Genomic DNA, 13,177 nt, shown 5'->3' with positions numbered 1-13,177 from the left:
CTGATTCTGTAAGCATTTGGAGCTAGCTTACAGTGGCATTTTTTGGGACGGTGGTATTAAATGGTTGCTAATTGCTAGTTGCTAATTGCTAATTGCTAATTGAGGCGTTGAAGGCAAAAAAAAGAGGGAAAATACCCTCTTTTAATGACAGTGACTTGCGATGACTTGCGATGTTATTCTACCGTCGCAGGAGGGATTGCTTCCTCTACATCTAATACTGCTTCCGGTGCTGCTTCCGGTGCTGCTTCCGGTGCTGCTTCCGGTGCTGCTTCCGGTGCTGCTTCCGGTGCTAAATCTTCTGGCAGATCTTCTTCCATTGCTGAGGGCACGTCTTCGAGTATTTCGTCGGAGATGTCATCATCAGCATCGATCGAGTCTACAGGAACGTCTATGCCTGCTTTAGCTTGCTTTTGAGCGAGCATTTTCTCCCGGAACTTAGCTGCCATTTCCTCAGCTTTTTCGTACACCAATTCGCGATTTTTGACCATCGCGCCCGGTTCCGGTTCCAACTGCTTGGTGGAGAGAGAAATCCGGCCCCTCTCAGCATCCAAGTCAATGATCATCACTTTCACTTCGTCGTTGACATTGAAAACGCTGTGAGGCGTATCGATGTGATCGTGCGAAATTTCCGAGATGTGCAGCAAGCCGCTGACGCCGCCGATGTCGATAAAGGCACCGTAAGGCTTGATACCGCGTACTGTACCGATGACCACTTCCCCGACTTCGAGGCGGTTCATCTTGCGCTCGACTAAGGCGCGACGGTGGCTCAATACTAAGCGGTTGCGGTCTTCGTCTACCTCTAAGAATTTTAATGGTAATTCTTCGGCGACTAATTCTTCCTTCGGTTTGCGGGTGCTGATGTGAGAACCGGGAATAAAGCCTCGCAAGCCTTCTATTCTCACGAGTGCGCCGCCGCGGTTGGTGGCAAATACTTGCGATCGTACTGTGGCATCTTCTGCTTGCAGTTGTCGCACTCTTTCCCAGGCCCGCATATACTCGATGCGCCGGATGGACAGAGTTAATTGTCCATCTTCATTTTCATCGGTTAGAATGAAAAATTCTCTGGTTTCGTTTGATTGCAATACCTCTTCAGGGCTTTCGACTCTATTGATCGACATTTCCTGAATGGGAATGTACGCTGCTGTTTTAGCACCGATATCAATCAGAGCGCCCCTCGGCTCTATACTAAAAACTGTACCCGCTACTACATCGCCCGGGCTAAAGTGATAGTCATATTTATCAAGTAGGGCTGCAAAATCTTCGTGAGTAAAGCCGATGTCTTTGACTGTGGTTTTGAGATTGACCATGCGAATAGTTTCCTAGGATTTCTCTCCTTCATGTTTTTCGTTTGTGCCGGCAGATATTAGAGATTTTGGTGAAAAAGCGGTTAACTTCTTTCAAAACCTTTTACTAAAGTCAGTTTTTGCTAACTTTTTCCCTGTGCAACTGCACGTCCGGGCTTGCCACTGCTATTACTCGAAACTCTGCGTTAAAAGGTTTAATCTTAACATTCAGAGTCCATTGACACTCTCAGGTATAAAGAAACTGAGATTCTTCATTGAACGAGCCGACGCCGCTTGCGACAGGATTGCTCCAGTTTAAGTAGAGGTCGGTTTCTCCAGAAGCATAAATTCCGGTATGCCTTACCGTATTTAATTAGTTCTTCACCTGTAGTTAGGTTTAGTTCAAATTTAGCTTTCCTAAACTGCAACACCGTGAGGTGTGACCGATCACTCAACCAATCGAGTTAAGTTTTTACGTTGTTTAGTTATACTCAATTTTAGACCGATGACGATCATAACACACCTAGCACAAAGACCCAGAAAAAAGAACACGGGGACTCTTCGTCTCTTGAGAGCTTCGGCGAAGCGCTCAGACTTCGGCAAGCCGCTCCCGCCGTCGCTTGGAATCCGGGGCCTAAACGGACAGGGTTTTCAATCTCAAGAGAATATTTCTATAACTTACCCCGCCCAAAAACGGATAGCGTGCCACGTACTCCTGTCGCGGACAGATCAAAATTTTAGACTTTTGTTCAAGTCTTGCAGATTGCATCTGTGGAGTAAATCTCAAATCTGAAATCTCAAATCGACTGACTAGCTTACTGCTTTTAAATTAATTTAAGCGATTTTAGCTGGGAGTAGCGCAGGATGTGGGGCTTTCTCGATCGACTGCATCCGGCTGTGGCGAATCTGCGTCAAAATCTGGCTTTGTTTCTGAATCTTCAGCTTCGTTGAGCGGATTCTGAAGGTGATTTAGGGTATCTACAAAGTCTCGGATGCCTCGAAATTGGCGGTATACAGAGGCGAAACGGACGTAAGCTACTTCGCTGAGCGGCCGCAGGTGCAACAGCACCAGTTCCCCAATTTCTGAGCTGGCGAGTTCTCGGAGCGATCGACCTTGGAGTTGCGCCTCGATTTCTTCTGCCAGGGTTTCGAGATGCCCGGAAGACAAACCGGTTTTTTCGCAGGCCCGAATCAGTCCCCTGACTAATTTTGACCTGTCAAAAGATTCGCGCTTGCCGTCCCGTTTGATCACCGTAATCGGCACGAATTCTATGCGTTCGTAAGTTGTGAAGCGGTGCTGGCAGCTCAAACACTCGCGCCGCCGGCGGATGCTTTGACCGGATTCGGCTGAACGCGACTCTAGAACGCGGCTATTTGTGTGTTGGCAGGAGGAACAGCGCATGATTGCTGATTTTAACAGGCATTGCCAGCAAATTGCCATTCATCTAACCGCTTGGGGTCTGATGAATGGCTGGACTAGAAAAATGACTTAACACACAGCCGGTGGAATAGTCCCGCACCAGATTCGATGCAATGGTGCGGGCTGACCGCAGTCCGGTTCAGGAGATTTTGGACTTGCTGCAGGCGTCTAGCTAATTATTTGCCAATCCGGGGAGGTTCCCGAAAGGCGATCGCAAAAAATAGTACACCTAAGGCTAAAGCCAGAATCAAAATGTAAGCAACACTTTCCATGTTAAATTTTCCCTATCTTCCCTTGCCGTATTATTTTATCTTAATTACTGGTTTTATTATTAACTAAAAAAACCCGGTTTCTTGAAGAAACCGGGTTTTTGTGTACCGGGGAAGTTCCCCGCTACCCAGAGGCTGGAGAAATCTAGAGAGATTCTTCTCTTCTTGTGGTCAAGTCGCCCACTTTTTGGAACAGGCCCCACTCGACTTGTTCTTCCATGTCGGACTCAACTCCAGCAAACACGTCGCGGAAAATAGTCCGAGAACCGTGCCAGAGATGGCCGAAGAAGAATAGCAAAGCAAAGCAAACGTGTCCGAAAGTGAACCAACCGCGAGTCGAAGTGCGGAAAACCCCGTCAGAATTCAAGGTTTCGCGATCGAATTCAAATACTTCACCCTTTTGGGCGGCGCGAGCAAACTTCTTAACATCTAGAGGATTATTAAAGGTTTGACCGTCAAGTTCGCCGCCGTAGAAGCTGACGGTAACTCCGCTTTGTTCAAAGCTGTATTTTGATTCAGCGCGGCGGAAGGGGATGTCAGCGCGAACGACCCCATCTTTGTCAGTCAAAATCACTGGGAATGTTTCAAAGAAGTTGGGGAGGCGGCGAACCGACAATTCCCGACCTTCGCTGTCAGTAAATACCGGATGGCCCAGCCAAGATTTAGCAATACCGTCGCCATTAACCATCGCGCCGGCGCGGAACAAACCGCCTTTAGCTGGAGAGTTGCCCACGTAGTCGTAGAAAGCCAATTTTTCGGGAATTTGCTCGTAAGCAGATTGGATGCTAGCGCCGGAGGCCAAACTAGCTTGAGCTCGGCGATCGATTTCTTGTTGGAAATAGTTTCCGTCCCACTGATAGCGAGTCGGGCCAAAAAGTTCGATCGGAGTAGCAGCAGAACCGTACCACATCGTACCCGCAACCACAAAGGCTGCAAAGAACACCGCAGCAATACTGCTAGAAAGTACAGTTTCGATATTTCCCATCCGCAGGGCTTTGTAAAGACGTTCCGGCGGCCGCACTGTCAAGTGGAACAAACCGGCAATTACGCCGACTACGCCCGCTGCAATGTGGTGAGCCACGATGCCGCCCGGATTATACGGGTCAAAGCCTTCAGGGCCCCAAGAAGGTGCCACTGCCTGGACGTGACCGGTCAGGCCGTAGGGGTCGGACACCCACATTCCCGGGCCGAAAAGTCCAGAAAGGTGAAATGCGCCGAAGCCGAAGCAGAGCAAGCCGGAGAGGAACAGGTGAATGCCAAACATTTTTGGCAAGTCGAGGGCTGGTTCGCCGGTGCGAGAGTCTCTGAAAAGTTCTAAGTCCCAAAATACCCAGTGCCAGACTGCTGCTAAGAACAGCAGGCCCGAGAGGATGATGTGAGCGACAGCGACGCCTTCAAAAGACCAGAAGCCCGGATCGACGTTACCTTCGCCGGTGATGCTCCAACCGGCCCAAGAACCCGTGACTCCCAAGCGAGCCATGAAGGGGAGCACGAACATCCCTTGACGCCACATCGGGTTCAGAACTGGATCTGTGGGGTCAAAAACTGCTAATTCATAAAGGGCCATTGAGCCGGCCCAACCTGCCACGAGGGCAGTGTGCATTAAGTGTACAGAAATCAATCGGCCTGGGTCATTTAAGACGACTGTGTGTACGCGATACCAGGGTAGTCCCATTGACTGCGGTTCTCCAAGGTGTAAGTGATGATGTCTATTTTGACGGCAAAATCAGATTCTGAATCCCTAGCAGTTACCTGCGGGCTTTAAAGTCTGCCTTTTGCCGAATGCCCTCTACCTTCAAAGGTGGAAGCATAAAAATGAAAGTTATTTAAAGAAGTGTATCGAGTGTTAGAACCGATTGCAATATGTTGGGCGTTATATTAGTTGCGGGTTGCCCATTTCGCAGCGGGCGGCGATCGTCCCGAGGCGTTCGAGGACTTGCTCCGCATCGATGAGTCTGGTCAGCACGACGTTGCCGATGTTTTTGGCAGGATCGTTCGGGTCGATCGGGGCTGTCGGTTTGACTTCTACCATGAGTACAGCGTCTTCTACGCGGTAGAGCCACATTTTTTCTTTTTGATCCCAGAGACAGAGGTCGAGTTGTACAATATCGGGGTGGCGCCTCCAAGCGGCGTAACTCCACTCGCCGCCGACTCCCCAGACGCGCCCCACTTTCCAGCCGTCGGATAAGAAGAAGTATTTCACTTGTTGTGTACGCTTGTTGAGATTTTTTTGTCTAACATAACGCAAAACTGCAAGATTACCGAATTATTGAACCGCGAAGAGGCGTTACGCGAAGCGGCGCGTCAGCGTTCTTGTCGCGAAGGGAGATCTGGGAAGTAGTAGGCAATCTTCTAGCTGTTGGGGATAAATCTACAGAATTGTTAAATAAGTTTCTGTCGGACTAACCGGCAAAAGATACAAACTTGGATTTTTAAATGAGAGTTTAATTCCTAGCATTTCGAGAAAGAATACTCTTAACAGTTGCTCGTTTCCGCCAGGAAGTTCTAAACATTCAAAAGTGCCTTCCGGCCCTAACAAGGTTGTCGTAATTTTGCCCTTTTGGTCTGGCAGTCGATCGCATAATCTTCATCTCAATTAATATGCCCTAATTTTATCCTAATCGACCAGCCCACTTCAAATTAAACCAGACATCCATCCGCGTTCATCTGCGTTCATCTGCGGTTAAAAATCACACATCAATATTTTTGCCAAAAAATCAATCCCAAAACCCTCGACATTACTGCTAAAATAAAGTACGAGTCCTTGCCGCTCAAACGCAGACCATGACCGCACAAACACCAGTACAATTCCAAGACAGTTTCGACATCATCGTAGTTGGTGGCGGACACTCCGGCTGCGAAGCCGCCCTCGCCACTTCTCGCCTCGGCTGTCGCACCCTTCTCCTCACCCTCAACCTCGACAAAATTGCGTGGCAACCTTGCAATCCGGCTGTCGGCGGCCCGGCTAAAACCCAACTCACTAACGAAGTTGATGCCTTAGGCGGGGAAATTGGCAAAATGGCCGATCGCACTTATTTGCAAAAGCGCGTCCTCAACGCTTCGAGAGGCCCCGCAGTTTGGGCGCTGCGAGCACAAACCGACAAGCGGGAATACGCCGCTGTGATGAATAATATTGTTGAAAATCAAGAGAATTTGACCATCCGCGAAGCGATGGTTACAGACTTAGTTTTGGGCAAAAACGAAGAAGTGATCGGAGTGGAAACATACTTCGGCGTCGCTTTTGAATGCAAAGCAGTAATCCTGACTACAGGAACTTTTTTAGGCGGCACAATTTGGGTGGGCAATAAGTCGATGCCGGCAGGACGTGCCGGAGAATTTGCTGCCGTTGGCTTGACGGAAACTCTCAATCGTTTGGGCTTTGAAACTGGCAGGTTGAAGACTGGAACTCCGGCAAGAGTAGACAAACGTACTCTCGATTATACCAACCTGGAACCGCAGCCGGGAGACGCAGAGGTTCGCTGGTTTAGTTTCGATCCAGAAGTTTGGGTGGAACGCGAACAAATGCCTTGTTATTTGACTCGAACTACGCCAGCAACTCATCAGTTAATTAAAGACAATTTGCACCTTTCTCCAGTCTACGGCGGCTGGGTTGATGCGAAGGGGCCGCGCTATTGTCCGAGTATTGAAGATAAGATTGTGCGGTTTGCGGATAAGGAAAGTCACCAGATTTTTATTGAACCGGAAGGTAGAGATATTCCTGAACTTTATATCCAAGGATTTTCGACTGGTTTACCGGAAAATTTGCAATTGCAAATGCTGCGGACTCTTCCGGGTTTGGAAAAGTGCGAGATGATGCGTCCAGCTTATGCTGTGGAGTACGATTATTTGCCGGCAACTCAGTGTTTTCCAACGCTGATGACTAAGAAGATCGAAGGGCTGTTTTGCGCGGGACAGGTGAACGGTACGACCGGATATGAGGAGGCGGCTGCACAGGGGATTGTGGCGGGTATTAATGCGGCTCGGTTTGCGAAAAATCAGGAGATGATTGTGTTTCCTCGCGAGCAAAGTTATATCGGGACTTTGATTGATGATTTGTGTACGAAGGATTTGCGGGAACCTTACCGGATGTTGACTTCGCGATCGGAATACCGGCTATTATTGCGATCGGACAATGCGGATCAACGCTTGACGACCCTGGGACGCGAAATTGGCTTGATTGGCGATCGGCGCTGGGAGTTATTTGAGCGGAAACAAGCTAATATTGTGGCAGAGAAGGAACGCTTGTACTCCACGCGGGTGAAAGAACACGAGGAAGTTGGCAAGGCAATTTTTGCTGACACCCAACAAGCGATTAAAGGTTCAATTACTCTCGCTGATTTGTTGCGCCGTCCTGGTTTTCATTATGTCGATTTGGAACGGTACAATTTAGGCAATTCTAATCTGAAGTTGGCCGAGAAAGATGGTGCAGAAATTGACATAAAATATTCGGGCTATTTGCAAAGACAGCAAAATCAAATTGATGACATTGCCAAACACGAACGCAGGCAATTGCCTGCGGATTTGGATTACATGGCAATTACAACTCTCTCGAAAGAGTCGCGGGAAAAGTTGGCTAAGGTGAAACCGCTGACTATTGGCCAAGCGGCGAGAATTGGCGGGGTGAATCCGGCTGATGTTAATGCTTTGTTGATTTTTCTGGAAGTGCGAAACCGCCAGCAACCCGCTGGTGTGGGAAAATAATTTGATGTTGCTGGTTTCGACTAGGCTCAACCAGCGGCAGATGATTAATTAACCACCAACCACGGGAGAATTTAATTTATATTGCTCCAGAAGATTATCCAATAACTGCAAAACATTCCCGAAGATAACCTCGCACAACTTTATGACTTGATTGACTACTTTCGCCTGGGTTTAGGGAGAGAGCGTGCACAGCCCCGCACTCCGGGTTTACTCACCGGACAACTCGGGGACGCTTTCTTTGAACCCCAACCAGAAAAGGAATTCAAGCAATGGGAATGAGCTACCTCCTCGATTTTGCTGTGGTGGATCTTTGATGACGCCAAACTCAACAACCACTGCCGAGACATCGCATTCTCGTCAGCAGCGCCTCTGCCTGGGAAATTTCCACCAAATCACACATCCGCAAGCATTTTTAGTATTGGGGGTAGGGACTTGACATATATCAAAATAATAGACTATATTAAACATGGATGCAGCAGACATCCTCTAAGGATGACATCCCGTTACCCACTAGGGTCGAGGAAATTCCGGTAAAGACGTTCTGAATACCAAAACTGATTTTTTGGCGAAGGCTCCTTAAGGAGCCTTTGTTATTTTATGGCTTCGGTAATTTGTTATTATTCAATAAGTTTTTGGCTATAACGAAGAAGCCAACTTTTTTCACTTTGCCTATGCCTTCGTATTTAGGGTAAGCACTTTGTACGTGTAATCTCAGCTTTTTAACTTCTTTGAATACTGCAAAAGCAACGTAATAATCAACCTCTCTACCATTTGAATCCAAAATTTTAACGGTTGCAAATTTTCCATACCCAGCGTGACAAACTAAGGTTTCTTTCTCGCCCAATGACTTAATAATACTCGGTAAGTGCTTTGAGAGTTGATATCTCTCAAAATTAAATTGTCTAGACTCTTTCGGTGCACTGTACATCAATAACTGTGATTCTTCGCTAGAAACATCATCTGAATCTTTAGTGAAGCAATGTAAGCCATAACTTACTATAAACTTGTATGCGATCTGTTTTTCTTCGTCTGTTTGGTCTAGATACTCAACCCACTGAGCATTAAGATGTGATAGGTCGTAGATATCATCATTTAGTATGAAGTTTTTCCAGGATGTAACTTCTTTTACGGTATTGAACTTCATACTTACCAGAACAGATTAACTAAGCTTCGGCTCATGTGTTTAAGACGAAGTGTTTGTCGGACTTGATTAAGGAGAGGCGACCCGGACAGTTTATAATACCCAGTACGTTTAGTCATGGAATGGAGACAAATGAGATAATCTAGAAAGATAAAAGACACTATACCGCAAATCGTAAATACTGGAAACTCCTAATTTTTTTTGATTTGTTTGACAAAAAAACAAATATGCGGTATTCTCAATGCTCTGCGAAATTTAAAATACCTCTATGACTCATCCAGGATGGATAAATGGTTTTCCGGGAAATTGGACCTATCAAGGTTATGCCAAACTGTTAGTTAAAGATACTGTTCAATTGATAACGATTAGCTTGCGTCTCATATTCATAGAAGAAGTTGAGATAGAGGTCAAGCTAATTTGGGAAGGTATTGCTGACGATGCTCTTCTGCAAATAGCTAGGCAAATGCACGAGGAGCGACAGCAAATTCTTGTTATTAACGGTAGCACATTACTAATTGGTTATTCTATCCCACCTTATGGTGGGATAACAAACTTTAATGTAGTCAAATTTATAACTTATTGGGGCTTAAATAAAGACTTTCATGTTGCAGAAAAGCCTAACTATCAAGTGAGAGCTTACTTAAATGATGAATTTTCATCAATTGACGATTCTTTTATTACAGAGTTTGAAAATACGCCTGGTGGATCACGAAATATAGATGCCGATACCATAGCAGACAAGCGAAGTTTGTATTGTGCGTTAAACTCAGGTTATGAAGTCAAGTGCGGGAAGAAGTATGTTACTCATAAAGACCACGATATCTTATACACAAAAAATATAGAGACTCTATACAAGCTTAGTTTTATAGATATTAGAATCCCCTTAAATAATCCGGCTATAAATAATTTGATTATCCAGGAATCTCAAGAAATTGAAGTTTCTTTGGCTAGACACTTAGAAAATGTTCTTAATGATGTTTGTGCTTTTCTCAGCATTCTCTGCGATCGTGAAATCTTGCCAATTTATTATGATTATTCAATGTGTTCTCAAAATAAATACATTTCCGGTCGGATAATTCCTATTTGGGAGAGAAGAAGAATCCCCAGAATTAGCAAATCTTGGCCTACTCTAGGTATTCATTTTGAAGGTAATGTCACTTCATTCCTAGAATGTTGTCCTTTAAGTAAGCAACTTAGCAGGGGAATAGGACATTTAAAAATAACAGTTTATGAATCTACTGTCGAATTAAAACTTATGGCAGCATGTTCTGCAATCGAATACTTTTATTCCTACTGGTTGTGGGAAATAGACGGACTTTCAAAGCTAAGAGATGGATGTTCACAAAATAATCAACTTCTATCTGAACATAAAAAGCTTGTCAAGAAGCTTAAAAATATTCAATCTTCCAGTGATAGCACGACACCAGCCCTTTCCACAGTCATCCGATTCTTTGTGAACGACTTAAATATTGAAGGTAAAAAATACATGGATATGGATAGCAAAGATATTCCTCTGTTTATTAAAGTTAGAAATGAGCTTTTGCACGGGAGTTTTATATCAGATGATAAAGAAATTTTCCAAGCTGAAGAGATAGCTCAAAAGTTGGGTACAGAAATTTTATTGGCAATTATGAAGATAATTTCTAAAGCAGATGATGCTCAATCCTATAAAAGTTTGCCTGTCCGTCCACTAGAAAAAGATTTTTATAAATTTTCAGATGGCTGGCCTGAAATTAAAGATATATTAGATGAGTTACATAGTGAGGAAAAGTCTAAACGATTTTGGAATCGAGACTAAATATCCCAGCTATATCAGTATACCCAGATACCCGACTTCTTTAAGCAGTCGGGTATCTAACAGCTATCGAATTTTACATTTAATTAGAACAACCTACTTTCCCATTTCCCGCAGGTATCCGCACAGTGAAAATAGACCCTTTTCCCTCCTCGCTTTCTACCAAAATCTCGCCGCCCATCATGTGACAGTAGTAGCGGCTGAGTGTCAGCCCCAATCCCGCGCCGTCGTAAGGTCGCGTTGTTGAACAGTCAGCTTGCACAAAAGCTTCAAACAATTTGTGCTGTTGTTCTTCCGACATTCCAATTCCGGTATCCTTAACAGATAAACAAATCCAATCCGACTCTTGAACATTCAGCAAGGGACAAGCGATCGCCGCAGAAGGAGTTTCATCGGCAGGCATTGAATTGTCAATCGCCGATCGCCCTGCTGCATTCAATTTGCCGCTTCCTTCAATGCGCCTGACAGTCAGTTTCACCCTGCCGTTTTTGGTGAACTTGGCAGCATTACTCAGCAGGTGCATCAAAACCTGCCGCACTTTTTTGAAATCAGCGTGCATGATACCCGCAGTTCGATCGCACTCTATGTCTAAAACATTGCCATTTTTCTCTACCAACGGTTTCGCGGCACCCGCAACATTGTCAACCAGGGATTCGATGTCAAATTCATCGATTTCAAGTTTCATCCTCCCGGCTTCAATTTTTGACAAATCGAGGATATCGTTAATCAAAGATAGCAGGTGCGTACCCGCCTTCTGAATCTTGTTCAAGTCGGGTACAAACTCATCACATCCAGCATCCTGAGCATCTTCTGAAAGTAGTTGACTGTAGCCGATAATCGCATTTAAAGGCGTCCGCAATTCGTGGCTCATATTTGCTAAAAACTGGCTTTTAGCAGTGTTAGCGGTAACGGCTGCTTCCTTAGCTTTTTTCAATTCTTTTGTATGTTCCGAAACTCGCTCAATTAAGTGATTGAGAGAGACAGCCAGACAGCCTATTTCGCCTTGTGCCGTGACGGGGACTCGCAAGTCAAAATTAGACTCGGCGGCTACTTGTTGGGCCACCTGAGTAACGCTGATAACAGGTTGGGCGATCGCCCGACTGGTGCGACAAGCCACAATTCCCGCCACCACTACCGACAGCAGCATACTAACAATAATTATGGCTTTTTCCATTCCTTGAGCGTCTTCCATCACTTCACCCCCTTGCCCCTCTTGCTGCTGGGCAATTTCGAGGATTTTGCTCAATTCCTCAAGGCTTTTGTTGAGCTGTTGGACACCTTCTCCGCTTTCTGTTGCCAACAATTTTCTGGCCGACTCTATCTCCAGAGGCGACAGTTGCGATTGCTGGATTTGCTGCAAAGTTGACTGGAGAGTATCGGCGTAGGATTCTAAATTTTCCGTGCACTCTTGCAGTACAGTTTTGAGAACTTCCGGCTTTGCTGCCAGCCAAGCGGGTTGGCTGTCTGCAAACTTTTCTATGCGCAAGCGCAGGTTTTTTGCTTTAGTAACACTCGCGACCAACTGCTCTTTTTGCAGTTGTAGTTGGGCGGAATTGTCTACAAAAGAATCTAGCTGTGCTCCCTGCAATTGCGCCGCCAGCGCTGCATCTTTAAAATTGCCCACCAATTGGGCTTGCAGGTGAGCATCATTGAGTTGGTTTACTCCTTGTCCTTGGTAGTAGTCGGCGATTACCAGTCCACTCAGGGAGCCAATAAAACCGATTCCTATTGCCAGCAAATACCCGCCACCAATTTTTTGATTGATAGGCAAACTGCCAATTTTAGATAGCCAACTTTTGCTGATTTTTAAGGATGATTTTTGTACGAAATCTTGGCTGGATGTTTTTTCGGTCGCGGTTTCTACAGAAGCCATTTGTCCGGAAATAAAGAGTGGCATCTGTTTACATACATTGCTATTTTTTGGGTTGATCTTTGGCTTTTCTACAGGTTTTTCCTGCTGATTAAATGGTTTTAACTCGGAATTTACTTCGCCTTTGCCTTCGCAAACGGCAACCGATAGACTTGCTTCGTCCCCTGTTTTTTTGAGCAAGTTAATTTTTGACATATGCAACCGCTGTATTCTGTTAAAATTTACCACGCTCTTAAATTCTCCAAACGGAAAAGCTTGTCTATTTTCTAGTAGGCATCGGCGAAAAAGTATCTAAAACTCTTGTCGAGTCCGAGGAAAAACTTAAATTCGGTTGATGTCTAATAGATAATTAGGCTGTTGATGGCTGTTGCCAAATTACTTTTTCGACTCGTAAAAGTGTGCAGCAGGCAAAATAAATAAAAATTTATCCCGGCAGTGAATTATCCCCGCGTGGAATGTTACAGCCAGAAAATTCTGTCTGATGCGTTTTGCCTGTGAGCTCCCCCAACCTGATATTGTCTGTTGACAATGCACCCGATTCCTCAGCTTTGGAGTTTTGCTGCCAGCAATACGACGATTGCTTGACGGTTTTTGTTGAGCATCCGACGACTTTGTAGCACAGAATGTCACAAATGCGGCAGCCGATCGAACTTTTGCACCCTGGCGATCGGCTTTTGGCACCGTTGCCCCGCAAAGAC

The 13,177-nt window shown here is 45.5% G+C and carries 9 protein-coding genes; 2 read left to right on the top strand and 7 right to left on the bottom strand.

The features are described 5' to 3' along the window. Positions 1–173 precede the first annotated feature (173 nt). From QUA54_RS17840 to QUA54_RS17820, 5 genes are all read right to left on the bottom strand, one after another. Complete coding sequence (locus QUA54_RS17840; RefSeq protein WP_333415663.1) at positions 174–1,307, bottom strand: 30S ribosomal protein S1; 1,134 nt, start codon at positions 1,305–1,307, stop codon at positions 174–176. 820 nt (positions 1,308–2,127) lie between these two features. Further along, a complete protein-coding gene (gene nrdR / locus QUA54_RS17835; protein ID WP_333415689.1) occupies positions 2,128–2,685 on the bottom strand; it encodes a transcriptional regulator NrdR in 558 nt (185 codons plus the stop codon). 194 nt (positions 2,686–2,879) lie between these two features. Next, positions 2,880–2,975: a photosystem II reaction center protein T gene (locus QUA54_RS17830; RefSeq protein ID WP_083622085.1), complete on the bottom strand. Its 96-nt coding sequence runs from the start codon at positions 2,973–2,975 to the stop codon at positions 2,880–2,882. Between the two features lie 142 nt (positions 2,976–3,117). Beyond that, a complete protein-coding gene (psbB, locus tag QUA54_RS17825) occupies positions 3,118–4,647 on the bottom strand; it encodes a photosystem II chlorophyll-binding protein CP47 (protein WP_333415662.1) in 1,530 nt (509 codons plus the stop codon). A 198-nt stretch (positions 4,648–4,845) separates the two neighbouring features. Next, complete coding sequence (locus QUA54_RS17820) at positions 4,846–5,175, bottom strand: hypothetical protein (protein ID WP_172188121.1); 330 nt, start codon at positions 5,173–5,175, stop codon at positions 4,846–4,848. Positions 5,176–5,756: 581 nt separating this feature from the next. Between QUA54_RS17820 and mnmG the strand changes: the two genes are divergently transcribed. After that, positions 5,757–7,673: a tRNA uridine-5-carboxymethylaminomethyl(34) synthesis enzyme MnmG gene (gene mnmG, locus QUA54_RS17815; RefSeq protein ID WP_333415661.1), complete on the top strand. Its 1,917-nt coding sequence runs from the start codon at positions 5,757–5,759 to the stop codon at positions 7,671–7,673. A 595-nt stretch (positions 7,674–8,268) separates the two neighbouring features. Here the strand turns inward: mnmG and QUA54_RS17810 are convergent. Beyond that, a complete protein-coding gene (locus tag QUA54_RS17810; RefSeq protein WP_333415660.1) occupies positions 8,269–8,817 on the bottom strand; it encodes a hypothetical protein in 549 nt (182 codons plus the stop codon). A 265-nt stretch (positions 8,818–9,082) separates the two neighbouring features. On the opposite strand from QUA54_RS17810, the gene QUA54_RS17805 reads away from it, so the two are divergent. Then, positions 9,083–10,612, top strand: a complete 1,530-nt coding sequence (locus QUA54_RS17805) for a hypothetical protein (RefSeq protein WP_333415659.1) — start codon at positions 9,083–9,085, stop codon at positions 10,610–10,612. A gap of 79 nt (positions 10,613–10,691) precedes the next feature. On the opposite strand, the gene QUA54_RS17800 is transcribed toward QUA54_RS17805, so the two are convergent. Beyond that, positions 10,692–12,674, bottom strand: coding sequence for a HAMP domain-containing sensor histidine kinase (locus tag QUA54_RS17800; RefSeq protein ID WP_333415658.1), 1,983 nt, complete (start codon positions 12,672–12,674; stop codon positions 10,692–10,694). Between the last annotated feature and the right edge of the window lie 503 nt (positions 12,675–13,177).

The organism is Microcoleus sp. MOSTC5 (genome assembly GCF_036701825.1).
Lineage (GTDB): Bacteria > Cyanobacteriota > Cyanobacteriia > Cyanobacteriales > Microcoleaceae > Microcoleus > Microcoleus asticus.
This window is presented reverse-complemented; position numbering and strand designations above follow the sequence as displayed.

Coding starts and splice junctions, on each gene's coding strand:
- QUA54_RS17810 (WP_333415660.1), bottom strand. CDS start 8,817: ATGAAGTTCAATACCGTAAAAGAAGTTACATCCTGGAAAAACTTCATA.
- QUA54_RS17805 (WP_333415659.1), top strand. CDS start 9,083: ATGACTCATCCAGGATGGATAAATGGTTTTCCGGGAAATTGGACCTAT.
- QUA54_RS17800 (WP_333415658.1), bottom strand. CDS start 12,674: ATGTCAAAAATTAACTTGCTCAAAAAAACAGGGGACGAAGCAAGTCTA.
- QUA54_RS17840 (WP_333415663.1), bottom strand. CDS start 1,307: ATGGTCAATCTCAAAACCACAGTCAAAGACATCGGCTTTACTCACGAA.
- nrdR (WP_333415689.1), bottom strand. CDS start 2,685: ATGCGCTGTTCCTCCTGCCAACACACAAATAGCCGCGTTCTAGAGTCG.
- QUA54_RS17830 (WP_083622085.1), bottom strand. CDS start 2,975: ATGGAAAGTGTTGCTTACATTTTGATTCTGGCTTTAGCCTTAGGTGTA.
- mnmG (WP_333415661.1), top strand. CDS start 5,757: ATGACCGCACAAACACCAGTACAATTCCAAGACAGTTTCGACATCATC.
- psbB (WP_333415662.1), bottom strand. CDS start 4,647: ATGGGACTACCCTGGTATCGCGTACACACAGTCGTCTTAAATGACCCA.